This is a genomic window from Bhargavaea cecembensis DSE10 (assembly GCF_000348905.1).
GTDB lineage: Bacteria > Bacillota > Bacilli > Bacillales_A > Planococcaceae > Bhargavaea > Bhargavaea cecembensis.
On the sequence record NZ_AOFT01000001.1, the window covers coordinates 155,225 to 180,637 of the forward strand.

Sequence of the window (25,413 nt, forward strand, 5' to 3'; positions counted from 1 at the left end):
CCAACATATGGGACCGGGCCCCGGAATATGAGGGTTTGAGCTGGAAGTCTCGTCTGGGTATGGTAAACTGGGTATTATTTTTGAGGACACGAAGGGGGGATTTCCCATGTTCGATTCATTCCTGTTCTCCTTCATGGCGATTGTTGCACTGGGAATCGGATCACAGTGGCTGGCCTGGCGTCTCCGGCTTCCGGCAATTGTCGTCATGTCCATTGCGGGACTTTTGCTTGGACCGCTGCTCGGGCTGCTGAATCCCGAACAGCAGCTTGGAGACTTTTTTGGCCCGATCATTTCGATCGCGGTGGCGATCATCCTGTTTGAGGGGAGCCTGAATCTCGACGTGCGGGAAATCCGCGGATTTTTCCGTCCGGTCGGGCGCATCGTGACAATCGGGGCGTTTCTTGCCTGGATTTTCGGTTCGCTCGCCGCGCACTATGTGGCAGGACTCAGCTGGGAAGTGGCGTTCGTCATCGGGGGCCTGTTCATTGTTACGGGGCCGACGGTCATCCTCCCGCTCCTCAGGCAGGCAAAGCTGAAGCCGCGGGTCGGGGCCATCCTGAAATGGGAAGGGATTATTGTCGACCCGTTCGGCGCACTGCTTGCGCTGTTTGCATTCGAGACCATCCGCTTTCTGAAGGGGGACCTGACCGGCGCGGGCATCCTGATCTTCTTTGCGGCCTCGGCTTTCGCGGGTTTGCTCGGCTGGTTCTTCGCCTGGGCGCTCGGAAAGATGTTCGAGGCAGACAAAGTCCCGGAATTTCTGAAGTCCCCGGTGCTGTTTGCGGCAGTGCTGCTGGTCTTTGTCGTGTCTGATGAGATCATGCATGAGACCGGGCTGCTCGCGGTCACCGTGATGGGGGTCGCAATGGCGAATATGCATCTGTCCTCAATCGAGGATATCCGGCATTTCAAGGAAAACATCACGGTTCTTCTCGTTTCCGCCATTTTCGTGATGCTGACGGCTTCGCTGTCGGTGGATACGCTGCTTGCCATCTTCGAGCCCCGGATCATCGCCTTCGTCCTCGCGACACTGTTCGTTGTCCGGCCGCTGTCAATCTGGCTGTCGACCATCGGCACCGACCTGACCAGGCAGGAGCGCACACTCGTCGGCTGGATCGCGCCGCGCGGGATTGTCGCACTCACGGTCTCCGGCTACTTTGCGACCATCCTGCTGGACCAGGGCTACGAGGATGCAGAACTTCTGACGGCACTGACATTCGCGCTTGTTTTCGGCACGGTTGTCGTGCACGGTTTCACACTCGGGCCGCTCGCCAAGAAACTGAACCTTGTCGCAGCGGACAACTCCGGCGCCCTGATTGTCGGCGGCGGGCCATTTATCGCAAAGCTTGCCGCCTCGATCAAGGAAGACGGCAAGCCGGTCGCCATCATGACCGACGCCTGGAACGATGTCTTCGAGGCGCGCAAGGCGGGCATCAAAGTGCTTTCGGGTGACATCCTGTCCGAGCAGGTGGATTACAGATATGACCTGGCGCCTTACCAGAACCTGCTGTCGATGACCCATATGGATATGTACAATGCTCATATCTGCAGCGACTTCGTTCATGACTTCGGCCCGTCGTTCGTCTTCCGTTCCGGCCTGAAGGGGGACCCGAAGCGCTACGGCGTGGACAGCGTCCGGCTCGTCCGTTCGCCGGGCAGGTTCCTCTTTGAGCCGGCGGTACCTGTGGGTGTGCTGGATTCGCGGATCCGGAACGGCCATGTGATCCGGAAGACCCCGATCACGGAACGCTACAAGTACACACAGTACCTCCGCGAGCGGGATGAGAGCCCGGTTCTCCTGTACATCCTGAGAAAAGACGGCCGGGTCGACTTCTTCTCGCCGGGAACGGAGCTGGCAGCGGAGCCGGGCGACCTTGTCGTCTCCCTGAGCCCGCCCGACAAGACGGTCGAGAAGGTAAAGGAAAAGCTGGAAGTCAAGACTGACGGAAAAGCATCCGCCAGCAAGGAACAGATCGAGAAGCGCCTGAACGGCAACGATCCGGCAGGCGGGGACGGAAACGGCGGCAAACCGCCGATTCCGGGCCCCGTGCCGGAATCGGCACTTAAATAAAGCAATCACGGCCGGGAGCAGAAACGCTCCCGGCTTTTCTTATCAGGACTTAGCACGGTGGATTCGTACTTACAGCGAGGATATCGGACTTAGCGGGGGGAATTCGGACTTACAGGAAACCTTGCACCACACGTTATCCATCCTGCCGTGCCCGATGAAATCCGGCCGCCGGTCTTGTATAATCAGTACGTATGAGAGGAGTGGACGCACATTGTCCAAATCATTGGTATTGGCAGAAAAACCGTCCGTCGCGCGGGACATTGCCCGCGTGCTCGGATGCAACGATAAACGGAACGGCGCACTGGAAGGAAAGGATTACGTCGTCACATGGGCGCTCGGCCATCTTGTGACACAGGCCGACCCTGAGCAGTACGACCCGAAATACAAGGAGTGGAAAATGGAGGATCTGCCGATCTTGCCCGAGCCGTTCAAGCTCATGCCGATCCGGCAGACGACCAAACAGTACAACGCCGTCAAGGCGCTCCTGAAACGCGGTGACATCCGGGAAGTCATCATTGCGACCGATGCCGGCCGCGAAGGTGAATTGGTCGCCCGCTGGATTCTGGAAAAAGCAAAGGCAAGCCAGCCGGTCAAACGGCTCTGGATCTCTTCGGTCACCGACAGGGCGATCAAAGACGGCTTCCGCAACCTGAAGGACGGACGCGAGTATGAAAACCTGTTCGAAGCGGCCGAAGCGCGTGCCGAAGCGGACTGGGTCGTCGGGATCAACGCGACGCGGGCCCTGACCGTGAAGCACAATGCGCAGCTGTCGACGGGACGTGTTCAGACGCCGACGCTTGCGATGATTGCGGAGCGGGAGCGGCAGATCAGGGAGTTCCGGCCGAAATCGTTCTATGGAATTGATGCGCTCACCGATTCCGGCAGGTTCAAGTGGACGGCCAAGTCGGGAGACGGCCGAACGTTCGACAAAGGGGAGGCGGAGTCGCTTCTCGGAAAGCTCGAGAACATCCGTGAAGGTGTCATCGAAGAAGTGAAGCGCACGCCGAAAAGCCAGCCGGCCCCGCAGCTCTTTGACCTGACGGAACTGCAGAAGGAAGCACACAGACGCTTTGGCTGGTCTGCGAAAGAAACCCTGAATACCTTGCAGGGACTCTACGAGTCGCATAAGGCGGTCACTTATCCGCGGACTGATTCCAAGCACCTCACCTCCGACATGGCGTCGACACTGAAGGACCGGCTGGAAGCCGTGCGCCTCGCTCCGTACCGGAAGGACATTGCGGCCATCCTAAAAAAGGGCAGCCCGAAGCCGCAAAAAGGGGTCATTGATGACGCCAGGGTCAGCGACCACCATGCGATCATCCCGACAGAGGAGCCGGCGATCCTTGAGCGGATGTCAGACGGCGAGAAAAGGCTGTTCGACCTGATCGTGAAGCGGTTCATCGCCGTCTTCTCGGGCCCGTACAAGTACGAAGCAGTTACCGCAGTTCTTGGGGCCGGCGACCAACGGTTTCACGCAAAGGGCAGGACGATCATCGACGAAGGCTGGCGCGCCGTCTATGGTTTGGACGCGGAAGAGGAAGACGACAAGACACTTCCGCCGTTTGAAAAAGGGGAAAAACTCGGCATCCGCGCGTTCTCGATGACGGAAGGCCAGACAAAGCCGCCGGCACGCTTCAATGAAGGAACCCTCCTCGCTGCGATGGAGAACCCTGCGCAGTTCATGGCAGGCGAATCCAAAGAGCTGATCCGGACGCTCGGCGAGACGGGCGGACTCGGAACGGTCGCGACACGGGCAGACATTATCGACAAGCTGTTCAACTCGTTCGTCATCGAGAAGAAGGGCAACGACATCTATACGACATCCAAGGGACGCCAGCTGCTTGAGCTGGTCCCGGAAGATCTGAAGTCCCCGGCACTGACCGGCGAATGGGAGCAGAAGCTCACCGAAATCGCGAAAGGCCGGCTCTCTAAGAAAGAATTCATGAAAGAGATGACCGGATTTGCCAGGCGGGCCGTCTCGGAAGTCAAAGCTTCCGAGAAGAAGTTCAGGCACGACAACGTCACCGGCAAGATGTGCCCGGATTGCGGCAAGCCGATGCTCGAGGTGAACGGCAAGCGCGGCAAGATGCTCGTGTGCCAGGACCGCGAGTGCGGTCATCGCCAGAAGGTTTCCCAGCTGACGAACGCCCGGTGCCCGAACTGCCACAAAAAGCTTGAACTGCGCGGGGAGGGAGAAGGACGGATCTTCACCTGCCGCTGCGGCTACCGCGAAAAGCTGTCCGCGTTCGAAAAGCGCAAGGCAAAGACGAACAAAGGGAAAGTGTCCAAGCGCGACGTTCAGAAGTACATGAAAAAGCAGGACGAAGAGCCGGTGAATACGGCGCTGGCAGACCAGCTGAAAAAACTGCTCGGCGACCAAGACTGAAGGGGTGTCCGGTTTGGGCAAAAAGGACAAGATCCAGAAGACAAATGCCGTCCGTATCCTGGACCGGCAAAAGGCCGATTATGAACTGATTGAATACGATAGGATGACGGACAGCTTGACGGCGTTTCGGTTGCGGAAAAGACCGGCCAGGCGGAGGAGACTGTCTATAAAACGCTAGTCGCCACTGCCGGAACGGGGAAGTACTTCGTTTATGTCATTCCTGTCGCAGGCGAGCTTGACCTGAAAAAGGCGGCGAAGGCGGCGGGAGAGAAAAAGATCGAGATGCTGCACCTGCGCGACCTGACCGATGTGACGGGATATGTCCGGGGCGGATGTTCGCCGGTCGGCATGAAGAAAGCCTTCCCGACGTTCATCGATGAATCGGCCCGGGCACTCGGCCGGATGATTGTAAGCGCAGGAAAGCGCGGGCTCCAGATGAAACTCACACCGGCTGCGCTTGCGAAGGCCGCTGACGCGGTCTTCGTGCCGCTCCGCAAATGATCCGCAAGCGGGGGAATAGAGGGGAGGTGCCTGCATGCAACGCTTCCAGGCTCTAAGATGGACATTCTTTTTGGCTGGCCAGCTGCTTCTGGCTCTCGGAATCACATTGACGATCAAAGGTTCCATGCTCGGGATCAATCCATGGGATGTACTTCATGTCGGCCTGTTCATGCAGCTGGGGCTGACGATCGGCACATGGTCAATCCTGACCGGGCTCTTTATCGTTGTCTCGACGTCCATCTACCTGCGCAGGCTGCCGCAGATCGGTACATGGATCAATATGGTCCTGATTGGATCATTCATCGATTTATTTAATTGGATCCTGCCGGATGTTCATTCACTCGCCGGACAGACCTCGGTATTCCTGGCCGGTATCGCGGTGCAGGCAGTCGGTCTCGGAATGTATGTATCGCCCGGCATCGGGGCCGGCCCAAGGGATACACTCATGCTGGTCCTGATGGAGAAAACAGGTTGGAGCGTGAAGACGGTCCGGACCGTCCTGGAGGCTTCCGTTGCACTGGCGGGATGGCTGATCGGCGGGCCGGTCGGCATCGGAACGGTCATCATCGTCCTGTTCTTCGGGCAGTTGCTGCAGTTCACCATTCCTTACTTCAGGGGCCTGCTCGAACGGCAGTCGGGAGCAAGAGAGGAAGCGACCGCCGGGTAAACCGGAAAAGGCACGGCAGGGGGATGTCCCCGCCGTGCTTTTTCACGTTCGTTCCGCATATACTGTGCCGTCAAGAGGAAAGGGTGATCGCTTGAACGGGACCATCACATCCTATATGAGCACGGCCTACACGTCAGAGGGGATCCGGCACAGTTACAGGGAACTGCTTTCGGGCGCATCCAAGGCATTCCTGCTGAAGGCCCCGCCTACCGGGGCTTTATCCGTGCTTCTGAGGGAGGTCGCACAGTATTATGTGAAGCGCGGTTGGGATGTGGAGCTTTTCCACGACCCGCTCACACCGGACGGGCTGGATGCCGTCCATGTGGTAAAGCCGGGGATTCTGTTTGTCCAGGCTTCCCATCCGGTATCGCTCGAACCTGTGCATCTCGGAGGGGCACACCGGGTGGTGACCTTTTACGACGGTTATGATGAGGACCGTCTCCGGCTGCAGCACGGTTTTATCCGTGAGACGGCGGAAAGGGCTGACGAAGCCCTCGGCAAAACGTTTGCGTCCCTCCGGCAGGCCAAGGAACTGCACGATCGGTGGGAAGAGGCGAACCGGGCACGGATGTCCTGGGAGCTTGCGGACAAACTGTCCTCCAGCCTTTCGGAATCCCTGTTCGGCGACCTGTCGCTAAACAAGGAATCGTCTGTCGCCAACCGGTACATCGGCACGCTGACCGCTGAGGGGGCGCAGGACTTTTTCGACTCGGTCACAAAAGGGCTGAAGCGCCGGCTTCTCATCAAGGCGCATCCCGGGACGGGGAAGTCCACGATGATGAAGAAGCTCGGCAAGCAGGCGGAAGCCCGCGGCCTCGATGTGATTTACGGATGGTGCGCACTCGATCCGGGAAGCGTCGACCTGATCGTCCTGCCGGAGCTTTCCGTCTGCGTATTCGACGCGACCAAGCCGCATGAATACGGACCGGAGCGGGACGGCGATGAGATCGTCGACATGCTCGGAATGTGCCGAGACGATGAGTTGCTGGAGGAGAAGGCGGCTGAAATCGAAGCGGTCTACCGGGAAGCCATGCTGGACGCCCGCGCGTACATGAATGCCCATGTGAGGGACATCCACGCCATCCGGGCGAGGATGGACAGCGCCATCGACCAGGAGCGGTGGGAAGAGAAAATCAGGATGATCAGAGAACAGTTGTGAAGAACCGCCCGGGAAAGTTCCCCCGGGCGGTTTCTCTATGTGGGGCCGGCCCCGTTCTGTTAAAGTGGAAACAATAGCAGTATGGAAAGAGGTGACGGCCGGTGGCATGGCTGTATGTATTCTTCGCTGCCGTCGTCGAGGTGTTCTGGGTGGTCGGCTTATCCTACTCTGACAGTGCCCTCGAATGGACCGGGACGGCAATTGCCATCATCTTCAGTTTTTACTTCATCATCAGGGCCTGCGAGAGACTTCCTTCCGGTACGGTCTACGCGGTCTTCACGGGTTCTGGGGCAGCGGCGATCGTGCTCGTTGACATCATCGTCTTCGGCGAGCCGTTCTCGCCGGTCAAGCTGTTTTTCATCGCCCTTATCCTTGCCGGCGTGGTCGGCATCAAGCTGACAGACGGGGACGGCAAGCAGGAACCGGAAAGAGGTGAGCCGTGATGGCCTGGGTATTCCTGGCGCTCGCCAGTTTTGGCGAAATCTTCGGCGTCATGTTCATCAATCTCTATCTGAAAGACAAAAAATGGTGGCGGCTCATCCCGCTCATCGTTTCATTCGGGCTCGGTTTTGTCCTATTATCTCTCGCCATGCGGGAGATCCCGATGGGGACCGCCTATGCAATCTGGACAGGGCTTGGAGCCGCGGGTGCAGTATTGATGGGCATCCTGTTTTTCAAAGAGCCCGCGGGATGGCGTCGGCTCCTGTTCATTTCGTTCATCATCGCGGGGGCGGCCGGCCTGAAGCTGTTCAGCTGAGGGCGCTGTGTTAAAATGAAGTCAATCACGTGTCGGAAAGGAAGATTCCTTTGGCGAAAATTTTGGACCAATTTCTCGAAGAAAATCTGCAGGAGCTGCGGGGAGCGGGGCTCTACAATGAAATCGATCCGGTAGAAGGGCCGAACGGGCCGACGATCAAGGTCGGCGGAAAAGACCTCGTCAACCTCAGCTCGAACAACTATCTCGGCCTTGCAACGGACGAAGGCCTGAAAAAGCTGGCAAAGGATGCCGTCGACAAGTACGGAGTCGGTGCAGGCGCAGTCCGTACCATCAATGGCACGCTCGATATCCATGTGCGCCTTGAGGAAAAGCTTGCCGAGTTCAAGGGAACCGAAGCGGCAATCGCTTATCAGTCCGGATTCAACTGCAATATGGCGGCCATTTCCGCGGTGATGGACAAAAATGACGCGATTCTCTCCGATGAGCTGAACCACGCGTCGATCATCGACGGCTGCCGGCTGTCCCGCGCGAAAATCATCCGTGTGAACCACCAGAACATGGACGACCTCCGCAAGAAAGCGAAGGAAGCGACGGAGTCCGGCCAGTACAATAAAGTCATGTATATCACGGACGGCGTGTTCTCGATGGACGGCGATGTCGCCAACCTGCCGGATGCAGTCCAGATCGCGAAAGAATTCGACCTCATCACTTATGTGGATGATGCGCACGGATCCGGCGTGATGGGCCGCGGAAAGGGCACCGTCAAGCACTTCGGCCTGGAAAAGGAGATCGACTTCCAGATCGGCACGCTTTCCAAGGCGATCGGCGTGGTCGGCGGCTATGTGGCCGGGAAGCAGCAGCTGATAGACTGGCTGAAAGTCCGTTCCCGCCCGTTCCTGTTCTCGACGGCGATGACACCGGGAGACGTCGCGGCGGTCATCGGCGCGGTGGACAAGCTGCTGGCATCCGACGAGCTCGTGGACAAGCTGTGGGAAAACGGCGACTACCTGAAGGCCGGCCTGAAAAAGCTTGGCTTCGACATCGGCAACTCTGAAACGCCGATTACGCCGTGCATCATCGGCGAAGAAAAACTGGCACAGCAGTTCTCGAAGCGTCTGATGGAAGAGGGCGTCTACGCGAAATCGATCGTCTTCCCGACCGTCCCGAAAGGCACAGGACGGGTCCGCAACATGCCGACGGCCGCCCACACGAAAGAGATGCTCGACGAAGCACTCGCTGTCTATGAAAAAGTCGGCAAGGAACTGGGTGTCATCGGCTGAGGAGGGATCCCTTGAAAAAGCGGGACGAAGAACAGATCCAGCTGCTTCACCCGGAAGGCAAGCAAGGCGCGAAAATCCTGAAGAGACGCTATGACGCCATACGGATGGCAATCCTTGATGAGGTGGCAGCATCCGGTGAAATCTCATTTATCGACCTGACCGAACGAGCCCCGAAACGGCTCTCCCATTTTGACGGCAAGACGACTTGGTACATCACCGCCGTCAAGCTCGACCTCGAGGCGAGGGGAGAACTGGAGCGCTTTGAGCGGGACGGCAGGCAGCAGATCAGACGCATATGAAAACCGCCAGGAATCCGGCATTGCCGGTGTCCTGGCGGTTTTTCCGTGTCCGGCTCAGACCGGACGGTTCACTTCTTCGGCAAAAACGGTCACAATCTCCCCGTCTCCCATTTCGACATCATACTGGATGGATTCCCCATTGTCCCGAACGTCCACAATCAGCCCGCGGCGGCCGTCCTTCAGTTCGATGGCTGTGTTCTCGACAAGCAGCATGGCAATCATCCTCCTGTATGTTTTTTAATGAGCAGCCGGTTCCTCCATCTTCCTGAAATTGTGGTGCAGAAGGTAATACTGGATGCCTCCGGCGTCAGCCTTTGCCGCGCCCGCTTCTTTGCGGAATGCATCACGGTCGCCTTTGCGGTTCGCCATGACCGCCCTTATGGCATGCTTCATCCAGGCATAGCCTTCAGGGATGCGGGATAGGGCTTGTTCTGCCTCGTCATACTCCCCGTTCAGGGCATGTCCGTATGCGTCATAATACGATTGCATCGGCTCGCTGCCGATCTTCTCCGCATGGGACAAAACGCCGTCAACGTCCTTTTCCGTCACGGCATGAAGGGCGCCGTAGACGTGGTGGATGTCAGGCTGCTTATACCGGTTCATGATCTCCCTCAGTGAAGCACGGATTTCGTCATCAGTCCCGTGTGCCACCGAATAGGCATACTTATAGATCGGCTTCCGGGAATTCCGCAACAGGAACCGGTCGATCGCCCGCAGATTCTTCGACTTGTATGACAGAACCAGCGTCGGCACGGTGGTCAGCGTCATGTACAGGGCGGCAAGCACGAGCACCGTAAGCCAGAACGGTGCGCCGAGCCAGATCAGCAGCAGTGCCGCCAGCACGAGGATGGCCAGAAGCATCAGAAATTGTATGATTGCAATCAAAACGGCACTTCCTCTGTTTTTTCATTATTATACCAATACTGAGCTTTCGGGAAAAGTAATCCGCGGTTGTACTTACAGTGAATACAAATTATAATAGTGAACATCGAATTGCAGTAACATCAGTGTTTCAATACAATGAATTGTCCACGCTGTAAATACAAATGGATGAATAGGAGTGACGGAAATGAAGAAGATCATGGTGACCGGTGCACTGGGCCAGATCGGCTCGGAACTGACGGGAAAACTGAGGAATCTGTATGGTCCGGAGCAAATTCTCGCAACAGATATCCGGCTGCCTGAGACCGGGCCTTCGCCGGACGGACCATTCGAGCAGCTGGACGTCACGGACGGCAAACGAATGCATGAGCTCGCCAAATCGTTTGGTGCCGATACCATCATCCACATGGCCGCACTCCTGTCAGCGACAGCCGAGAAAAATCCGCTTTTCGCCTGGAACCTGAATATGGGCGGACTTGTCAACGCGCTCGAGACCGCACGTGAGCTGGACCTCCAGTTTTTCACGCCAAGCTCGATCGGCGCTTTCGGCCCGGGCACACCGAAGAAAAACACGCCGCAGGACACGATCCAGCGCCCGACGACCATGTACGGCGTCAATAAAGTGTCCGGGGAACTGCTCTGCGACTATTATTTCGAGAAATTCGGCGTCGACACCCGGGGCGTCCGGTTCCCGGGACTCATCTCGTATGTGACGCCTCCCGGCGGCGGAACGACCGACTACGCCGTCGACATCTATTACAAGGCGATTGAAGAAGGCGAGTATGCATCATTCATCGCAGAAGGCACATATATGGACATGATGTATATGCCGGACGCTCTGCAGGCCATCGTCGACCTGATGGAGGCCGACCCTGCGAAGCTGATCCACCGGAATGCGTTCAATGTGACCGCGATGAGCGTGGAACCTTCCGATTTCGAAAAGGCGATCCGGAAACATATGCCGGATTTCCGGCTTACTTATGACGTTGACCCGGAACGGCAGGCGATCGCCGAAAGCTGGCCGGACTCGATCGATCCGTCAGCCGCCATTGCGGAATGGGGATTCGAGGCCAAGTATGACCTTGAATCGATGACTGCCGACATGCTGGAGAAGCTGAAGGGCAAACTGAAGAAATGATTGGAGAACCGCCGGGTGCCCGGCGGTTTTTTGATTGGGGGATGAATGCCTTGCCCACAATGTGTAAAGTAGGGGAAAAGGGGGCGGCATGATGAACATCCTGGTGAGGGCGGCACGGGATGCCGGAGAGGCTGCAACGTTCATAGCAGCACTAAACAGCCACCGCACGAATCATATCGGATTCTGCGGCGGGGAGGAAAAGGAGATCCGGCATACGCTGGAGCATGACTTTTCCGATACGGGATTTGAACAGTCATTTTTCATGGCGGAAAAAGAAGGGCGAATCGTCGGTGCGGTCGGCTTCGACATCGACAGTGACGATGGGATTGCGGAAGTGTGGGGACCGTTTGTCAGTGAGGATCTTTCATTCAGGGAAGTGGCCATGCCGATGTGGAGCAAGGCTCTGCAAAGCTTGAATGATGTAAGGGAATTCCTGTTTTTCGTAAACGAGGAAAATACCGATGTGTCGGCAATGGCCGAATCCATCGGCGCGGACCATGCCGGCCGTCACCTGATTCTGCGGGCACAGCCGGGAATTGCGACCGTCGGTGACCATCAGGCTATTCCGGCGGAAGAACGGCACGAAAAGGAATTCCGTTCTATGCATGATCGGGCATTCCCGGGTACCTACCTGTCTGCGGAGGAAATTCTGGGTCTCCGTGATGACAACCACCGGCTCCTGGTCATACCGGACGGGGAAACAGATATAAGAGGATATGTCTACACCGAGGCGGACCCGATCCATGGAGAGGGAAGCATCGAGTTTCTCGCGGTCGGGGAGGCATACCGCCGGCAGGGGCTTGCGACAAAGCTTCTTCAGGCGGGTCTCACCGACTTGTTCCGCCATGATTCAATCAAGGAAGTGCGCCTCACTGTCGGGGCGGATAACGAAGCGGCACTCGGCCTCTACGAAGCAGCGGGCTTTGAGCGTCTACACCGGATGAACGCCTACCGGCTGGAATTGGGCTGAGCCGGGCAGGCAATATGCGGGCGTTGAAATCGTAAGAGGCCGGTTTCGTAGCGAGGAACACGAAATTCGTACCAGGAAGGGCAGTTTCGTACCACGGAATGATATATCGTACTACGTGGGCCGGATTCGTACTATGGAAGGCATTCTCGTACTATGGCGGAAAGCTTCGTACTACGCAACGAGTTATGGGCTTCAAATCGGGCCCAGGTGGAAAAACCCAATCCAATAATATTCAGCATGAAAAAACCGCCGCTTCCGAGGGAAGGGCGGTTTTTTCACAGTCAGAACAGCATATGGGCGATCAATGCGACGATCGGCAGGGCGATCACCGTCCGGAGAAGGAAGATCACAAACAGCTCGAAGAAGTTGACAGGGATCTTGGAGCCGAGGATCAGGCCCCCGACTTCCGACATATAGATCAGCTGGACGACCGAGATGACAGCCACAGTGAAGAGGGTGACTTCGGAAACGATCGTGCCCGCTGCCAGGATCGAAGGCAGGAACATGTCCGCGAATCCGACGATCATGAGCGGAGCGGCAGCGGCGGCCTCCGGAATCTGAAGAAGCGCCAGATACGGCTCAAACGGCTTCCCGATGATCTGGAAGAAGCTTGTGTATTCAGCCACGATAAGCGCAATGGTACCGAATGCCATGACGACCGGAATGACGCCGAACCACATATCCAGGACATTCTTCATACCGTCTTTGAGTGTCTTTCCGATGTCCCGGTTGGCATGTGCCTTTGTCAGGGCATTTTCAAGACCATGAGTGAAGGAATTGTAGCCTGCAGGCACTTTTTCCTCCTCACCCGTGAACGGACGGCCATCGGCATACTCCTGCTTCTTTCGGGATAGCGGATAAATGCGCGGCATGATCAGTGCGAGGATCAGGCCGGTCAGCACGACCGTTCCATAGAAGGGAAGGAAATAGGCGGACATGCCGACAGTCCCGATGATGACGATCGAGAAGGTGATCGAGACGACGGAGAAGGTCGTGGCGATGATGGACGCTTCCTTCTTTGTATAATGCCCTTCCCGATACTGCTTATCGGTAAGGAGGACGCCGATTGTGCCGTCCCCGACCCAAGAGGCGAGCGCGTCGATGGAAGAGCGCCCCGGAAGCTTGAACAGCGGGCGCATGATCTTGACCATCATCGTACCGAAGAATTCCAGCAGCCCGAAGTTCATGAGCAGCGGCAGCAGGAGTCCTGCGAAAACGAAGATCGTGAAGAGGAACGTGACGAGCCCTTCCGCCGGGTCGAGGAGAAGACCGCCCGTGCCGCCGCTCCAGATGGCTTCCGGACCAAGCTGGAATGCGGTCATCACTGCGAAAATGGCACCGATGACCCGGACAACGGTCCAGAAAGGCGTGACACCGAACAGATTCTCCCAGAATCCGCGCTCTGTGGATTCTTTTTTCGGAACAAACAGCATAAAGACCGAACCGGCGGCCGCAATCAGAAGGACCGCGACGGCCACCCACGTAATGAACGGAGTGACGATGCCCGCCAGCCAGTTGGCGAGGATGGCAATCGGAACCACCCATTCGCCGTCATATTTGATCGGAATCATAAACAGGAAGACCCCGATGATCGACGGGATCAGGAACCATGTCCATGTCGATGCACTTGTTTTCTGCATTTTTTATTATCCCCCAATATTAATTTTACCGATTTTGACATTCACTTTTTTACATAATAATTCACTCTGGTGAATAAGTAAATCCCCCTGCAAATGAAAGTGAATTCAGCCAATTCCGGCACAAAAAATCCCCCTCCCCACAATAGCAGGGAGAGGGTGTGCCGTCAAAAGGATTCTTCGAAATCATCATGCCAGCGATAGCGATAAAAGCGTTCCTTTGCAAATCGTTCGATAGCCTCGGCTTCACCGGCGGCGATTGCCTTCTCGAGATCATGGATCATATAGCCCGTCTGTGAAGCATGGGCCTTCAGTGTCTTGATTTTCCTGTCGAGCATATCGGCAACTTCATGCTCGATATCAGGCATGCCAAGGCCTTCTTCCGTATCGTTCGCGAAAGCGACGAGGTAGAGTTTCGGCCGCTTTTCCTCCGGCAGCCTGCGAACCGCGCGGACGACCGCACGGGCGGTCGCTTCATGGTCAGGGTGAACGGAGTATCCCGGATAAAACGTGATGATGAGAGATGGGTCCAGTTCGTCGATGAGCCCGCTGATGAGCTGGACCATCTTTTCATCGTCTTCAAATTCAACTGTTTTATCCCGGAAGCCCATCATGCGGAGGTCTTTGATGCCGATGGCGTCCGCGGCAGCCTGGAGCTCCTTTTTTCGGACTTCGGGAAGTGTCTCTCTCGTGGCAAATGGCGGAATGCCGAGGTTGCGTCCCATCTCGCCAAGTGTCAGGCAGGCATAGGTGACCGGAACGCCCATGTCGACATATTTGGAGAGCGTCCCGGATGTGCCGAAAGCCTCGTCATCCGGGTGAGGGAAGACGACGAGGACACTGCGTTCTTTTTCAATCTTTACAGCCATATCGTTTCCCTCCTTAGTATGCGAACGGCGTCTCGCTCAGTTCAAGCGCAACGGCGAGTTTTCCGCTGCCGTCGAGCCCGGCCATGAGCAGGCGTCCGTGTTCATCGAGTTCATAGTGGGTGATGCCCTGTGCGTACACCCAGCCGTAAGGCAATTTCAGCCCGACGCGGTGCGGGGCTTCGCCGGCAACCTTGCCCAGTTCAAAGCGGATCTGGGCATTTCGGATGAAGGCGCCGGCGTTAAAAAATCCTTCGTTGAAATGGGCCGCATACGAACCGTTCGTCGTCTCCAGATGGATGTAGAGCTCCTTGCCGGCGAACGAATCGATGAGGCGCTGAAGTTGTTCGGGGTTCACTTTTTCCATATTCAGGCCTCCTTCAGTTACCTATATCGTATTCAGTATAAAGAACATCAGCCGGGAATGCGAAATGGGCGCTTTTCGGTAAGGTTTGCGGATGCATTTGGCAGATTTTCTGCTTTGCACGTCAAAAAACGGCCGGGAATCCCGGCCGTCTGGGCTTGCATCAGATATCTGTAACGGTAACTTCTGCCGGACCGTGCTGGTTTTTGGCACCGTGGAGGACCGGGCCGACGTACTGGTTCAGTTTCCAGCCATGTGCGATTGCAGCGGCGACAAACTTTTTCGCATCGACGACGGCTTCCTCAACGCCAAGGCCGTTTGCGAGATTCGCTGTGATGGCAGCGGCGAATGTGCAGCCGGCGCCGTGAGTGTAGAGCGTGTCCTGCTTTTCGGATTCAAGAAGCAGGAACTTGGAACCGTCATAGTAGAGGTCGGCAGCCTTGTCATGCTGGAGCTGTTTGCCGCCCTTGATGACGACGTTCTTCGAGCCGAGATCGTGGATCTTCTCTGCGGCTTTTTTCATGTCGTCGATGGTTGTCAGCTTGCCGAGGCCCGACAGCTGGCCGGCTTCGAACAGGTTCGGCGTGACGACTTCCGCGAGCGGAAGCAGGTATTCGATCATTGCGTCAACTGTGCCCGGGTTCAGGACTTCGTCTTCGCCCTTGCACACCATGACCGGGTCGATGACGACATGGTCCGTGCCGGTTTCGCGGATGCCTTCGCCAGCCGTGCGGATTACGTCTTCGGTGCTCAGCATGCCGGTCTTCACCGCATCAATGCCGACGGAAAGCGCCGTCTTGAGCTGGGCTTTCAGGACGTCGATCGGAAGCGTATAGACACCGTGGCTCCAGTTGTTGTCCGGGTCCATCGTCGCAACGACGGTAAGCGCGGTCATGCCGTATGTTCCGTGTTCCTGGAAAGTTTTCAGGTCGGCCTGGATGCCGGCGCCGCCCGATGTATCGGATCCTGCGATTGTGAGTGTCTTCTTAAGTGTCATAAGTCAGGGCTCCTTTATGGATAGTTAATTCGAATGTTCTTATTGTAACAAATAAAATGCACACTTTACGAAAAATTAATTTCCCCATCAAGAGATGCCGGCGATCTCACGATTCGCCGCGCCCCGCGTGCGTGAAGCGGCGGACATCGGGTATTGTAGAAGAATGAAAGAATCAACCAATCGGAGGGAGAGGGGAGAGAGGAAATGGCTGGAGGAAAAAATAAAAAAGGCCGCGCCGAAGAGGAAAGCGCGGTCACGGTGGAGGAAACCTGGGATGCACCGGCGGTGGTGCGAGGCGGGAAGCGGCGGGGCCGTGCGCTAAAGGGATTTCTGTGGATTGCGGTTCCTCTTCTCCTGCTTGCGGTCATCCTCCCGGTGGTCGCGCTTCGGATGCTGACCGGCGGCAGTACGTTTACCGAACAAAAGGGAGCCGTCGTCGAGAGAGTACAGGAGCTGAGCGAACTTGTGACGGCAGAAGCCTATACAAAAGTGATCATCGATGAGTCGGATAATGAGTTGTTCGGAATGAGTCTCGGCATTGATATTCCGGGGACCAAGCGCGAGTTTCTCGTGATTATCCCGGGATCGGTCAAGGCGGGCATCGACTTCGGCAAAATAAAAGAAGATGATATAACGATTGATGAGGATGCCCAGACAGTAACACTCGTCGTGCCGGAGCCGGAGTTCCTGGGGGAGCCCGAAATCCGTTTTGATGAGATGGAAGTGTTTTCTCATGAAGGGCTGTTCCGCGACCCTCCGGATATCCAGAAAGGGTACGATCTCGCGGGAGAGGCCCAGGAGATGATGATCGAGGAGGCGACTGAGCAGGGCGTTCTCAACCAGGCCAAAGAGAATGCAGTAAAGACTCTGAAGCAATTGTACTCGTTCTCGGGCTATGACGTACAAGTTGAGTTCAAGGAGTGACTGATATGGCAAAGGAAATCTTGGACAATAGCTGGCAGGACGTGATCGGGGACGAGTTTGCCAAACCCTACTACCTGGAGCTTCGTGAGTTCCTCAAAGAGGAATATGCCGGCCGGGAAATCTATCCGCCGATGAACGACATCTGGACAGCGTTCGAGCTGACGCCGTACGAGTCGGTCAGGGTGGTCATCCTCGGCCAGGATCCGTATCACGGGCCCGGCCAGGCGCACGGCCTCAGCTTCTCCGTGAAACAAGGCATCCGGAAACCGCCTAGCCTGCGCAATGTGTTCAAGGAACTGGAGCAGGACATCGGCTGCGGCATCCCTGAGGACGGGACGCTTACCGGTTGGGCGCAGCAGGGTGTCATGCTGCTGAACACCGTGCTCACGGTTCGCTCCGGAGAGGCGCACTCCCATCGCGGAAAAGGATGGGAAACGCTCACCGATGAAGTGATCCGGAAGCTGTCACAGCGCGAGGCGCCCATCGTGTTCGTTCTCTGGGGACGCCCTGCACAGGAAAAGAAAAAACTGATCGACTCGGAGCGGCATGCGGTCATCGAATCACCGCATCCGAGCCCGCTTAGCGCAAAGCGGGGCTTTTTCGGAAGCAGGCCGTTCAGCCGTGCGAATGCCTATCTGAGGGAGTGGGGCGAAAAAGAGATTGATTGGTGCCGAACGATCGCACGGTGAATTGTCACGGGATTGTGCGGATCGGCAGAAAACAGGCGATTTTAGGTATGATACACTCTAACGGAATGGAGGGGATCGGATGATTCCGGTTGAACGGATCCTCGAAGAGATGGAGCGTCATCTGCGCGCTGCCAGAAGCACAGGCGACCCGGCAGCGCAGCGGGAGTCGCTTGCCGCCATTCGCGCATTGTCCGATGCGGCGCTCGGCAGCAGGACGCAAAGCCGGATGCCGGAAGTGAAGCCGGTGCCGCTTGCAGCACCGGCAGAAACGCCGGGCATTCCTCCCGCACCGCCAAAGCGTGAAGAGGACGGTGCCAACGGCGACTCCATCTTCGACTTTTAATCGCTGAAAGAAGGGGAAAGCAGTGAAGTTCTTTTTGATAGCGGGTGCGGTGAACGCACTGATTTCGGTTGGAATGGGTGCATTCGGCGCACATGGACTGGAGGGCAAGGTAACTGATCATTACATCGCCATCTGGGAGACGGCGGCCAGGTACCAGATGTACCATGCGCTCGGCCTGATCCTGATCGGCATCCTGCAGAGCCAGGCACTCCTTGGTGCTGTGTCCCAGCTGAACTGGGCGGGCTGGCTGATGCTGGCGGGTATCGTCATCTTCTCAGGAAGCCTCTATGTGCTTGCGCTAACGCAGATCGGCATTCTCGGCGCCATCACACCGATCGGCGGCGTCGCCTTTATCGCCGGATGGATCATGGTGATCATTGCAGCCGTCAAACATGTCGGATAAGCCTACCAGTCCGGCCGCCGTTTTTTACGGTGGCCGGCTTTGGTTGACGGGTGATCCGCGAACATGAAAAGAGCCATCCCCGCCGGATGGCTCTTTCCTGTTATCTCGGAGTCTGGTCGAAGTAGTTGAGCTCTTCGTCGAATTCCGCGTAGTCAAAGTAAATCATCGGGAACAGGAAGCGGTGATCGGTGCGCGCTTCCCTCAGGATGACATGATCCCGTCCGGCCGCTTCTACAAATCCCCGTACCGACTTTGTAGTCGTTTGCCGGTCACCGTGCTCGAACGAGAAATGGAACGTGCCCGGCTGCCCCCGGTTCATCCGGAGGATGTTCTCAATGTAGGATTCTTCACCCTGGGGCTGGCGGGAGGCCGTCGGCAGCGTCACCTGCGGAGGGATCACCTGTTGCTGGGGCTGCTGGACCGGCTGCATCGGCATCGGCCGGTAATTCGGATTCCAGTAGTATTGGACCATGTTGTTCCACCTTTCTCTCACTTATACTGTAGGGCAATCACTTTCGGACGGCGAATAGAAGCAGTGCGACTTAAAGCGGCCAGTGTTCCACTGGTTCCACCACTGCGCGGGACACGCTCCCTCAGGCATGAAAAACCAGAGTGAGCGGGTTGCCGGGTGGAACCGTTCCCCGTTGATGACCCGGCGGGCCAGGCGGATGTCCTGTTCGCGGGCGCGCTGATAGAAGTAGCCTTTCGTTGTTGCTTCGAAACCGCCGGGCCGTTGGAAGACCATCTGCTGGATGGTTCGGATGTCCCTGAAATCCAGACAGTCGCCGCGGACCCGATTGACTCCGACGTTTCCGACCATCAGCATTCCGAGATTTCCTTCTCCCTCTGCTTCGGCGCGCATCAGCCGCGCCAGCAGCTGCACTTCTTTTTCAGTTGCTCGTACAACCGCCATCGTCTGACCCCCTCGCTAATGACTATATGAGGAGGGAGGGGGGTACATTCCATATATGCAGATTTGGACGGGAGGAGAATTCGATTGGCGATCAACAACACGGTCTATGAGTTCATGGAGCGGCTGGACAGAGGGGAACTGAAGACAAAGGACGGACTGCTGGATTACTTTTCCCGGTACCCCGAAATTTTCGGGGTGTACTTCCCGGATTACTGTCCAAAAACGGACGAGCGGCTGATCCGGGCGATCGAGCAGTATCCGGCCAAGACGGAAGACATTTCACGTGCGGGCCAGCGGCTTCCCGAGGAGATCGAAAATGTGCGTGACATTTACCGCGGCCTGACCGGAATCGATCCGGACAATGACCATCACCTGTTTGTCGGTGCCTTCGGATCAAGCGCATTTGTGGCGGGCCCGAACAAGGACGAAGTGTTTTACGCGCTTGAAATGCTTTCTTCCGAACCGGATAATCTTCGTCTAGTCGCGGCCCATGAGATTGGCCATGTCGTCCACCACCGCATAAGTGCCAAAGCTTCGGGAGAAGCCTGGTGGCGGGAGGTCGACTGGAGCCATCCGCTCGTCACGCTTGTATCGGAAGGCGGGGCCACTTACCTGTCCAAGCTGGCAGTCCCGGGCAGGGGCCGGCCGGACTATATCTCTTTTGGAGCGCTCGGCGAGGAAGGCTACGGTTTCTACATGGCGAACAGGAGAAAGTTGCATGAAGCCTTTCTTGAAAATATGAAGACCGGCTGGAATGAAGGAAAGGAAAAAGAGTGGTTCCGCCTGTCGGGCGGAACCCGCCACGGCATCCCGCGCCTCGGCTACTATATCGCGGATGACTTTATCGAGCACCGTGCGGAACTTCGCGGCATGGATGCCGCCCTCACCGACTGGGATGCGATGACGCTTGAAGAGGAATTTGCGGATTATCTGAAGCGCTGAGGCTGTATCCGTGGGGATGGAGGAGCCCGGAGGGAGAGTATCACCATTCGGCATACCTGCAACAAAAATGCCCGGCTGCCAAAGAGATGGCAGTCGGGCATTTCTTGCTTAATTTACATTAAAGAAGGAGTCGCGTTCGTCGCCCCGGAGGATGGTTCCGACGAAGAACGAGCCGAAGACGCCGTAGCGCGCGCTTACTTCGTCAAAGCGCATTTCATAGACGAGCTTCTTGAACTGGAGCACATCGTCAGAGAAGAGCGTGACGCCCCATTCGTAGTCGTCGAAGCCGACGGACCCTGAGATGATCTGCTTGACCTTGCCTGCATAGCCGCGTCCGATCATGCCGTGGCTCTTCATCAGCTCGCGGCGCTTTTCCATGTCGAGCATGTACCAGTTGTCTTCGCCTTCGCGCTTCTTGTCCATCGGATAGAAGCACACATACTGAGAGCGGGGAAGTTCCGGGTAAAGGCGTCCGCGGACATACGGGTTCTGGTAAGGGTCTTCGTCCGATTCCTTCGCCAGGTAGTTGGACAGCTCGACCACCGAGACGTAGGAGTACGTCGGAATCGTGTAGTCCGCAATTGCGAGTTTGTTGAACTCGGCCTCCAGCTGCTGGAGCTCATCCATCGTCGGGCGAAGGGTCATGAGCATGAAATCCGCCTTTTGGCCGACCACTGTATAGAAGGCATGGCTGCCCGTCTTTTCGTCATCGGCTTTCTGGAGCTTATCGAGGTAAGCGATGAACTCATCGGTTGCCGCTTTCCGTTCTTCTGCAGGAACGGCCTTCCACGATGCCCAGTCCATCGAGCGGAAGTCGTGGAGGACATACCAGCCGTCCAGTGTGATTGCAGCTTCGTTCATGTGGAAACACTCCTTTGGGATCATATGGCTTCAGTCTATCACAGAAGGCAGGCACGGTCCGCAGGCAAGCCCCCGTGTCACCGATTTGTGAAAAAGTCCCGGTTTTCTGTTTGGCCGCTTTTTGTGTATGCTTGACACTGGAATGAAAAACCGTACCCAGTCCGGCAGGTTCCGGGCGGACGGATCAGATATATGGGAGACATTGCTATGGATCAAACGCTTAATCTTCTCCGGCAGCCGGCCTGGCGGTTCATCGACCAGTCGGTGAGCGGTCTCGGCCGCTCCGCCCTCGAATCGTTCGCCATGGACGACACGCTCTGCCACGTCGTCGGCCAGCAGAAAAGCCTGCCGGCCGTACGCACTTGGGTGCATGACCGGACCATCGTCCTCGGCATCCAGGACCACCGGCTGCCGTATATCGAGGATGCGACGGAACTGCTCAGGCTAAACGGCTGGCGGCCGATCGTCCGGAATTCCGGAGGCCTTGCCGTCGTCCTCGATGAAGGCATCCTGAACATTACGATCGCGCTGTCCGAAAAGGGCCGGGCGATTGACATCCCGGCAGGCTACGAAGTCATGCTTGAGTTTATCCGCATGCTGCTGCCCGAAGCGGCGGACCGGATTGAAGCTTATGAGATCGTCGGTTCCTATTGTCCCGGATCGTACGACCTGAGCATCGGCGGCAGGAAATTCGCAGGCATATCACAGCGCAGGCTGCGCGGCGGCATTGCCGTCCAGATTTATCTGTGTGCGGAAGGAAGCGGCTCCGAGCGTGCACGGCTCATCGGCGACATGTACGAGGCCGGGCTGAAGGGAGAGGAGACGAAGTTCGACTATCCGGCAATCCGGCCGGAGGTGATGGCATCGCTCACCGAACTGCTCGGCCAGCCGGTCACCGTCACGGAACTGAACAGCCGCGTCCGCCGGCTGCTTCATGCACTGTCGGGAGACGTACGGGACAGCCTTCTCGAAGGGGAGGAAGTCGATTTGTACGCGAACTATCTGAAACGCGTCGTCGACCGGAACGAAAAACTCCTTGTGGGCATCTGAACCGGACGCTTAATCAACCGAACAAACGGCAAGGACTCCGCCGCCTGATTCAGAGGCGATGGTGTCCTTGCCGTTTCTATTTCCGGGAGCCGGGGCATCAGTGTGCCTGCTGCTCTTCGTTGTTCACGAGATTTCCGTTCTGTTCCATCCGGAAGACCGCCGATGAGTTCTCGTCCTCCTCGAAGGCGACCAATTTGCGCGCACGGTTCATGATCTGGACGAACTGTTCGTAGTCATCGCGGATTTCGTCGTTTTCCCTGGCAAGACGCGCGACTTCGTTCTCGAGCTCGCCCACACGGCGTTCCGCCGCTTCAGCAGTATGCTTCCACTTCATCGTTTCCTGGTCCGCGAGATTCGTATGCTGCAGGCGCATCAGATAGGCGATCACCACATCCAGCGAGAGGTTCGACAGCCGGATTGCCGCCCGTCCTTCGCCTTCCGCACCGTCCGGTACGACATAAAGTCCCGAATTCTTGCGGCGGAAATCCTTGCCCATCGCCTTCAGGTTTGCCTTGCGTTCTTTTTTCGCCTCGGCAAGCTCTTTTTCATATTCTTTACGGACGACTGCGTTCCACCTGAACCCGCAGGCCGCGGCCGTCCGGTTCATTGCATCACCGGCTTCTTCGAACGCGTTAAGCTGTGTGCTTCCTTCGCGTACATGGCGCAGCACTGTTTCCGCAAGCAGCCGGTCGTTTTCTTCTACCCAGGCATCCTGTCTGACTTTCACCATTTGTGTACCTCCTGCCATCTTCATAGAATGTTTGCCTGGTGTCAGTTTGCACCGCGGCTCCGCGTTTTATACCGTTCCATTTGGAAATGTCGGAGAATGCGCATCTTTTCGGATTTGATTTTAGGAGGGATCAGGAGACCGGCGACCGTTCCAAACAGGCGCCGGTCAGTGGTATACTGGAAGGACCCACTGTTTCCGGGAGGTGCCAGATGATGGACTATGCCACACAAAAACTGAGTGAAGAAAAAGTGTTCAAAGACCCGGTTCACCGGTACATCCACGTGAGGGACCAGGTGATCTGGGATCTGATCGCGACCAGGGAATTCCAGCGGCTCCGCCGCATCCATCAGCTCGGCACGACGTACCTCGTGTTCCACGGGGCGGAGCACAGCCGTTTTAATCATTCGCTCGGTGTCTATGAGATTGTCCGCCGCATCATTGACGACAGTTTCAGCGGACGTCCGCAGTGGAATGATTCGGAACGTCTCGTGACATTGTGCGCGGCGCTGCTTCATGACCTCGGGCACGGGCCGTTTTCCCATGCCTTCGAGAAGGTGTTTGACCTTGATCATGAGCTGTTCACCCAGAAGATCCTGCTCGGGGATACCGGTGTGAATTCGGTCCTCCGCCGTGTCAGCGAGGATTTCCCGAGGAAAGTGGCGGACGTCATCGGTAAAACCTATCCGGACAAGCTGGTCGTGAGCCTGATCTCAAGCCAGATCGATGCCGACCGGATGGATTATCTTCAGCGTGACGCCTATTTCACGGGAGTCAGCTACGGACATTTCGACATGGAGCGGATCCTTCGCGTCATGCGCCCCTCCGAAGAGCAGGCCGTCATCAAGCAGAGCGGCATGCATGCGGTGGAGGACTATATCATGAGCCGGTACCAGATGTACTGGCAGGTCTATTTCCACCCGGTGTCCCGCTCGGCGGAAGTGATTCTCGTTAAAATTTTGCAGAGGGCGAAAGTTTTGAGCGAAGAAGGGTATACGTTCAAGCAGGAGCCTGTCCACTTTAAGTCGTTTTTCGACAAGACGTACGACCTTGCTGATTATATTGCGCTGGATGAATACATCCTTATGACTTATTTTGAAACTTGGATCCGGGAAGATGATGAGATCCTGTCCGACCTGTGTGACCGGTTCGTGAACCGGCGTCTGTTCCAGTACATCGATTTCAACCCGGCCAAGGAATACCGGAAGCTCGGCGAACTGGATGCCCTGTTCCGGAAAGCCGGGATCGACCCGGACTATTATCTTGTCGTCGATTCCTCGTCCGACCTGCCGTATGATTTTTACCGGCCGGGGGAGGAAGAGGAGCGGCTGCCGATCCATCTGCTGATGAGGGACGGCGAACTGCGGGAGCTTTCCCGTGAGTCCGACATCGTCGATGCCATATCCGGCAAGCGGCGCACGGACCATAAACTCTACTTCCCGGAAGACATGCTCAGGGAAGGCAAAAAGAAAAAAGTGCTCAGGCAACAAATCCTAAGCATCTTGAACACATAAAATAGGGAGGGCATTTTTGATGCTTCAGGAACATGCAAAACTTGTTCAGTTCATTTCACTGGCTGATGGGGTGACCGGGCGGAAAAAGCTGCAGAAGATGATCTACATCGCCAAGAAGATGGACTTCCCGTTCCAGGAAAAATACGAACTCCACATCTACGGCCCCTACTCGGAAGAGCTGACGCTCCGCATCGAAGAGCTTTGCGAGATGGGCTTTCTTGCTGAAAACTGCGAGGATAAGGGTTCCTACGTTCAATACAGTTACGGGGTGACCGGTGAAGGCCGGGATTTCATCGGAGATGCGGACGAAGTTCCGGACACTCTCGGCGAGTGCATCGGCCGGATGAAGGAAAAGAGCTCGCGATTTTTGGAGCTGGTTTCCACACTGCTGTATTTTGATTACCTGCCGCGGGAAGAGCAGATTGCGAAAGTACATATCGTCAAGAACAAGCTGAATTATACGGATGAAGAAATGGATCAGGCCTTTGCCTTTATCGGGGAACTCTCCGCCTGTATCCGTCAGTGAGCCGCCGCCTTTTATTGCCGGGGGCGGATTGGCTATAATACAGGGAAGGGGGTATGATCATGGCCAACGGAGAAAAACCGAAACCGAAAATGGAGTTCACAATCATCCGCGACAACCCGACTGCCGGCCACAAGGGATTCGGCATCGGTTCGATTTCGCTGGAGAACGTATCGCCCATTATCATTGATGTGGAAGAGGAACTCGCCCAAATAGAGATCGGCGCACTGCATGCCAGGAGCAAGACGGAGCGCGGCGTCAAGTTCACCCCGAACCGCGAGGATTCCGCGGGAGGCAAGCCGTACTGGCTCGTCTGGGTCGCGATCGACTATAAAGAAGAGGGCCCTTACTTCGCCGGAGTCACGGCGGCCGAAATGGTCGTCAACCGCGAAAAGCGGCGCGGCTACAAGAACCTGCCGGAGCACGTGAACCTGCTGGACAAGGCGCTGAAACGTCACGTCATTGTCGACAAGATGGATGACCGCTCGAAAAAGGTGCTTGCAGAATTTCTGCTTGAACAGAACCCGGAGCTATGGGAACGTAGCCCCGAACTTCAGGAGGCGCTCGGCGTCACCGGATGAATCCGTAA

29 protein-coding genes and 1 pseudogene are annotated in these 25,413 nt (G+C 56.7%); 20 read left to right on the forward strand and 10 right to left on the reverse strand.

The genetic code is table 11. From position 1 onward, the window contains the following. Positions 1-106 precede the first annotated feature (106 nt). The 9 genes and pseudogenes from C772_RS00730 (at position 107) to C772_RS00770 (ending at position 9,081) form a co-directional block, all read left to right on the forward strand. Positions 107-2,071, forward strand: a complete 1,965-nt coding sequence (locus tag C772_RS00730) for a cation:proton antiporter (protein ID WP_008296567.1) — start codon at positions 107-109, stop codon at positions 2,069-2,071. Between the two features lie 211 nt (positions 2,072-2,282). Continuing rightward, positions 2,283-4,457 (forward strand): DNA topoisomerase III, encoded by a 2,175-nt coding sequence (locus C772_RS00735; RefSeq protein ID WP_008296568.1) that lies wholly within the window; start codon positions 2,283-2,285, stop codon positions 4,455-4,457. A 13-nt stretch (positions 4,458-4,470) separates the two neighbouring features. Next, positions 4,471-4,958: pseudogene (gene ybaK, locus C772_RS00740) on the forward strand (Cys-tRNA(Pro) deacylase). A gap of 34 nt (positions 4,959-4,992) precedes the next feature. Continuing rightward, complete coding sequence (locus C772_RS00745; protein WP_008296570.1) at positions 4,993-5,625, forward strand: YczE/YyaS/YitT family protein; 633 nt, start codon at positions 4,993-4,995, stop codon at positions 5,623-5,625. 91 nt (positions 5,626-5,716) lie between these two features. Beyond that, on the forward strand, positions 5,717-6,784 hold the full coding sequence (locus C772_RS00750; protein WP_008296572.1) for a hypothetical protein: 1,068 nt from the start codon (positions 5,717-5,719) through the stop codon (positions 6,782-6,784). A gap of 101 nt (positions 6,785-6,885) precedes the next feature. Beyond that, on the forward strand, positions 6,886-7,227 hold the full coding sequence (locus tag C772_RS00755) for a DMT family transporter (RefSeq protein WP_008296573.1): 342 nt from the start codon (positions 6,886-6,888) through the stop codon (positions 7,225-7,227). Then, positions 7,227-7,541 carry a DMT family transporter gene (locus tag C772_RS00760; RefSeq protein ID WP_008296574.1) on the forward strand — a complete coding sequence of 105 codons (315 nt, stop codon included), beginning with the start codon at positions 7,227-7,229 and terminating at the stop codon, positions 7,539-7,541. Before C772_RS00755 ends, C772_RS00760 begins: the two co-directional genes overlap by 1 nt. Positions 7,542-7,591: 50 nt before the next feature. Then, entirely contained in the window at positions 7,592-8,782 is a 1,191-nt protein-coding gene (locus C772_RS00765; RefSeq protein WP_008296575.1) for a glycine C-acetyltransferase, read from the forward strand. Between the two features lie 11 nt (positions 8,783-8,793). Next, a complete protein-coding gene (locus C772_RS00770) occupies positions 8,794-9,081 on the forward strand; it encodes a DUF6958 family protein (RefSeq protein ID WP_008296576.1) in 288 nt (95 codons plus the stop codon). Positions 9,082-9,135: 54 nt separating this feature from the next. Here the strand turns inward: C772_RS00770 and C772_RS16595 are convergent, their stop codons facing one another. Together C772_RS16595 and C772_RS00775 are read right to left on the reverse strand one after the other, a co-directional pair. Beyond that, positions 9,136-9,294 (reverse strand): S41 family peptidase, encoded by a 159-nt coding sequence (locus C772_RS16595; protein ID WP_008296578.1) that lies wholly within the window; start codon positions 9,292-9,294, stop codon positions 9,136-9,138. Between the two features lie 24 nt (positions 9,295-9,318). Next, complete coding sequence (locus C772_RS00775) at positions 9,319-9,966, reverse strand: hypothetical protein (protein WP_008296579.1); 648 nt, start codon at positions 9,964-9,966, stop codon at positions 9,319-9,321. A gap of 184 nt (positions 9,967-10,150) precedes the next feature. On the opposite strand from C772_RS00775, the gene C772_RS00780 reads away from it, so the two are divergent. Together C772_RS00780 and C772_RS00785 are read left to right on the forward strand one after the other, a co-directional pair. Continuing rightward, positions 10,151-11,101, forward strand: a complete 951-nt coding sequence (locus C772_RS00780) for an L-threonine 3-dehydrogenase (protein ID WP_008296580.1) — start codon at positions 10,151-10,153, stop codon at positions 11,099-11,101. Between the two features lie 91 nt (positions 11,102-11,192). After that, positions 11,193-12,071 carry a GNAT family N-acetyltransferase gene (locus C772_RS00785; RefSeq protein ID WP_008296581.1) on the forward strand — a complete coding sequence of 293 codons (879 nt, stop codon included), beginning with the start codon at positions 11,193-11,195 and terminating at the stop codon, positions 12,069-12,071. A gap of 281 nt (positions 12,072-12,352) precedes the next feature. Here C772_RS00785 and C772_RS00790 read toward each other — a convergent pair whose 3' ends face one another. The 4 genes from C772_RS00790 to thiD all read right to left on the reverse strand — a co-directional run bounded on the left by C772_RS00790 (position 12,353) and on the right by thiD (position 15,935). Then, positions 12,353-13,711, reverse strand: coding sequence for a YjiH family protein (locus C772_RS00790; protein WP_008296582.1), 1,359 nt, complete (start codon positions 13,709-13,711; stop codon positions 12,353-12,355). 164 nt (positions 13,712-13,875) lie between these two features. Further along, positions 13,876-14,577 carry a bacillithiol biosynthesis deacetylase BshB2 gene (gene bshB2, locus C772_RS00795; RefSeq protein WP_008296583.1) on the reverse strand — a complete coding sequence of 234 codons (702 nt, stop codon included), beginning with the start codon at positions 14,575-14,577 and terminating at the stop codon, positions 13,876-13,878. A 13-nt stretch (positions 14,578-14,590) separates the two neighbouring features. Further along, positions 14,591-14,941: a YojF family protein gene (locus tag C772_RS00800; protein WP_008296584.1), complete on the reverse strand. Its 351-nt coding sequence runs from the start codon at positions 14,939-14,941 to the stop codon at positions 14,591-14,593. 160 nt (positions 14,942-15,101) lie between these two features. After that, complete coding sequence (gene thiD, locus C772_RS00805; protein ID WP_008296585.1) at positions 15,102-15,935, reverse strand: bifunctional hydroxymethylpyrimidine kinase/phosphomethylpyrimidine kinase; 834 nt, start codon at positions 15,933-15,935, stop codon at positions 15,102-15,104. A 204-nt stretch (positions 15,936-16,139) separates the two neighbouring features. Here thiD and C772_RS00810 point away from each other — a divergent pair, with 204 nt between their 5' ends. The 4 genes from C772_RS00810 (at position 16,140) to C772_RS00825 (ending at position 18,294) form a co-directional block, all read left to right on the forward strand. Beyond that, positions 16,140-16,859 carry a DUF4230 domain-containing protein gene (locus tag C772_RS00810; RefSeq protein ID WP_008296587.1) on the forward strand — a complete coding sequence of 240 codons (720 nt, stop codon included), beginning with the start codon at positions 16,140-16,142 and terminating at the stop codon, positions 16,857-16,859. A gap of 5 nt (positions 16,860-16,864) precedes the next feature. Then, on the forward strand, positions 16,865-17,548 hold the full coding sequence (locus C772_RS00815) for a uracil-DNA glycosylase (protein ID WP_008296588.1): 684 nt from the start codon (positions 16,865-16,867) through the stop codon (positions 17,546-17,548). Positions 17,549-17,627: 79 nt separating this feature from the next. After that, positions 17,628-17,891: a YwdI family protein gene (locus C772_RS00820; protein ID WP_008296589.1), complete on the forward strand. Its 264-nt coding sequence runs from the start codon at positions 17,628-17,630 to the stop codon at positions 17,889-17,891. A gap of 22 nt (positions 17,892-17,913) precedes the next feature. After that, a complete protein-coding gene (locus C772_RS00825) occupies positions 17,914-18,294 on the forward strand; it encodes a DUF423 domain-containing protein (RefSeq protein ID WP_008296590.1) in 381 nt (126 codons plus the stop codon). Positions 18,295-18,394: 100 nt separating this feature from the next. Here C772_RS00825 and gerQ read toward each other — a convergent pair whose 3' ends face one another. Beyond that, on the reverse strand, positions 18,395-18,766 hold the full coding sequence (gene gerQ, locus C772_RS00830; protein WP_008296591.1) for a spore coat protein GerQ: 372 nt from the start codon (positions 18,764-18,766) through the stop codon (positions 18,395-18,397). A 21-nt stretch (positions 18,767-18,787) separates the two neighbouring features. Beyond that, a complete protein-coding gene (locus C772_RS00835) occupies positions 18,788-19,207 on the reverse strand; it encodes a cell wall hydrolase (RefSeq protein WP_008296592.1) in 420 nt (139 codons plus the stop codon). Between the two features lie 84 nt (positions 19,208-19,291). Between C772_RS00835 and C772_RS00840 the strand changes: the two genes are divergently transcribed. Continuing rightward, positions 19,292-20,149, forward strand: coding sequence for a hypothetical protein (locus tag C772_RS00840; protein ID WP_008296593.1), 858 nt, complete (start codon positions 19,292-19,294; stop codon positions 20,147-20,149). A 108-nt stretch (positions 20,150-20,257) separates the two neighbouring features. On the opposite strand, the gene hemQ is transcribed toward C772_RS00840, so the two are convergent. Continuing rightward, on the reverse strand, positions 20,258-21,010 hold the full coding sequence (gene hemQ, locus C772_RS00845; RefSeq protein WP_008296594.1) for a hydrogen peroxide-dependent heme synthase: 753 nt from the start codon (positions 21,008-21,010) through the stop codon (positions 20,258-20,260). Positions 21,011-21,217: 207 nt separating this feature from the next. Between hemQ and C772_RS00850 the strand changes: the two genes are divergently transcribed. Beyond that, on the forward strand, positions 21,218-22,060 hold the full coding sequence (locus C772_RS00850; RefSeq protein ID WP_008296595.1) for a lipoate--protein ligase family protein: 843 nt from the start codon (positions 21,218-21,220) through the stop codon (positions 22,058-22,060). Between the two features lie 97 nt (positions 22,061-22,157). On the opposite strand, the gene C772_RS00855 is transcribed toward C772_RS00850, so the two are convergent. Next, complete coding sequence (locus C772_RS00855; protein ID WP_008296596.1) at positions 22,158-22,790, reverse strand: RsfA family transcriptional regulator; 633 nt, start codon at positions 22,788-22,790, stop codon at positions 22,158-22,160. Positions 22,791-23,002: 212 nt separating this feature from the next. Here C772_RS00855 and C772_RS00860 point away from each other — a divergent pair, with 212 nt between their 5' ends. Genes C772_RS00860 through C772_RS00870 form a run of 3 tightly spaced genes read left to right on the forward strand, consistent with a single transcriptional unit; the run spans position 23,003 to position 25,405 of the window. After that, the gene (locus C772_RS00860; RefSeq protein WP_035001091.1) at positions 23,003-24,301 is read left to right on the forward strand and encodes an HD domain-containing protein; all 1,299 of its coding nucleotides are present in this window, start codon (positions 23,003-23,005) and stop codon (positions 24,299-24,301) included. Positions 24,302-24,320: 19 nt separating this feature from the next. Next, positions 24,321-24,827 (forward strand): YwgA family protein, encoded by a 507-nt coding sequence (locus C772_RS00865; protein ID WP_008296599.1) that lies wholly within the window; start codon positions 24,321-24,323, stop codon positions 24,825-24,827. Between the two features lie 59 nt (positions 24,828-24,886). Then, positions 24,887-25,405: a YwhD family protein gene (locus C772_RS00870; RefSeq protein ID WP_008296600.1), complete on the forward strand. Its 519-nt coding sequence runs from the start codon at positions 24,887-24,889 to the stop codon at positions 25,403-25,405. Positions 25,406-25,413 lie beyond the last annotated feature (8 nt).

What these genes read in the sequence shown, in the direction of transcription:
- C772_RS00810 (WP_008296587.1), top strand. Translation starts at nt 16,140, where the DNA reads ATGGCTGGAGGAAAAAATAAAAAAGGCCGCGCCGAAGAGGAAAGCGCG.
- C772_RS00855 (WP_008296596.1), bottom strand. Translation starts at nt 22,790, where the DNA reads ATGGTGAAAGTCAGACAGGATGCCTGGGTAGAAGAAAACGACCGGCTG.
- thiD (WP_008296585.1), bottom strand. Translation starts at nt 15,935, where the DNA reads ATGACACTTAAGAAGACACTCACAATCGCAGGATCCGATACATCGGGC.
- C772_RS00780 (WP_008296580.1), top strand. Translation starts at nt 10,151, where the DNA reads ATGAAGAAGATCATGGTGACCGGTGCACTGGGCCAGATCGGCTCGGAA.
- C772_RS00870 (WP_008296600.1), top strand. Translation starts at nt 24,887, where the DNA reads ATGGCCAACGGAGAAAAACCGAAACCGAAAATGGAGTTCACAATCATC.
- C772_RS00730 (WP_008296567.1), top strand. Translation starts at nt 107, where the DNA reads ATGTTCGATTCATTCCTGTTCTCCTTCATGGCGATTGTTGCACTGGGA.
- C772_RS00790 (WP_008296582.1), bottom strand. Translation starts at nt 13,711, where the DNA reads ATGCAGAAAACAAGTGCATCGACATGGACATGGTTCCTGATCCCGTCG.
- gerQ (WP_008296591.1), bottom strand. Translation starts at nt 18,766, where the DNA reads ATGGTCCAATACTACTGGAATCCGAATTACCGGCCGATGCCGATGCAG.
- C772_RS16595 (WP_008296578.1), bottom strand. Translation starts at nt 9,294, where the DNA reads ATGCTGCTTGTCGAGAACACAGCCATCGAACTGAAGGACGGCCGCCGC.
- C772_RS00760 (WP_008296574.1), top strand. Translation starts at nt 7,227, where the DNA reads ATGGCCTGGGTATTCCTGGCGCTCGCCAGTTTTGGCGAAATCTTCGGC.
- C772_RS00820 (WP_008296589.1), top strand. Translation starts at nt 17,628, where the DNA reads ATGATTCCGGTTGAACGGATCCTCGAAGAGATGGAGCGTCATCTGCGC.
- C772_RS00865 (WP_008296599.1), top strand. Translation starts at nt 24,321, where the DNA reads ATGCTTCAGGAACATGCAAAACTTGTTCAGTTCATTTCACTGGCTGAT.
- C772_RS00860 (WP_035001091.1), top strand. Translation starts at nt 23,003, where the DNA reads ATGGACTATGCCACACAAAAACTGAGTGAAGAAAAAGTGTTCAAAGAC.
- bshB2 (WP_008296583.1), bottom strand. Translation starts at nt 14,577, where the DNA reads ATGGCTGTAAAGATTGAAAAAGAACGCAGTGTCCTCGTCGTCTTCCCT.
- C772_RS00785 (WP_008296581.1), top strand. Translation starts at nt 11,193, where the DNA reads ATGAACATCCTGGTGAGGGCGGCACGGGATGCCGGAGAGGCTGCAACG.
- hemQ (WP_008296594.1), bottom strand. Translation starts at nt 21,010, where the DNA reads ATGAACGAAGCTGCAATCACACTGGACGGCTGGTATGTCCTCCACGAC.
- C772_RS00835 (WP_008296592.1), bottom strand. Translation starts at nt 19,207, where the DNA reads ATGGCGGTTGTACGAGCAACTGAAAAAGAAGTGCAGCTGCTGGCGCGG.
- C772_RS00745 (WP_008296570.1), top strand. Translation starts at nt 4,993, where the DNA reads ATGCAACGCTTCCAGGCTCTAAGATGGACATTCTTTTTGGCTGGCCAG.
- C772_RS00850 (WP_008296595.1), top strand. Translation starts at nt 21,218, where the DNA reads ATGGATCAAACGCTTAATCTTCTCCGGCAGCCGGCCTGGCGGTTCATC.
- C772_RS00815 (WP_008296588.1), top strand. Translation starts at nt 16,865, where the DNA reads ATGGCAAAGGAAATCTTGGACAATAGCTGGCAGGACGTGATCGGGGAC.
- C772_RS00800 (WP_008296584.1), bottom strand. Translation starts at nt 14,941, where the DNA reads ATGGAAAAAGTGAACCCCGAACAACTTCAGCGCCTCATCGATTCGTTC.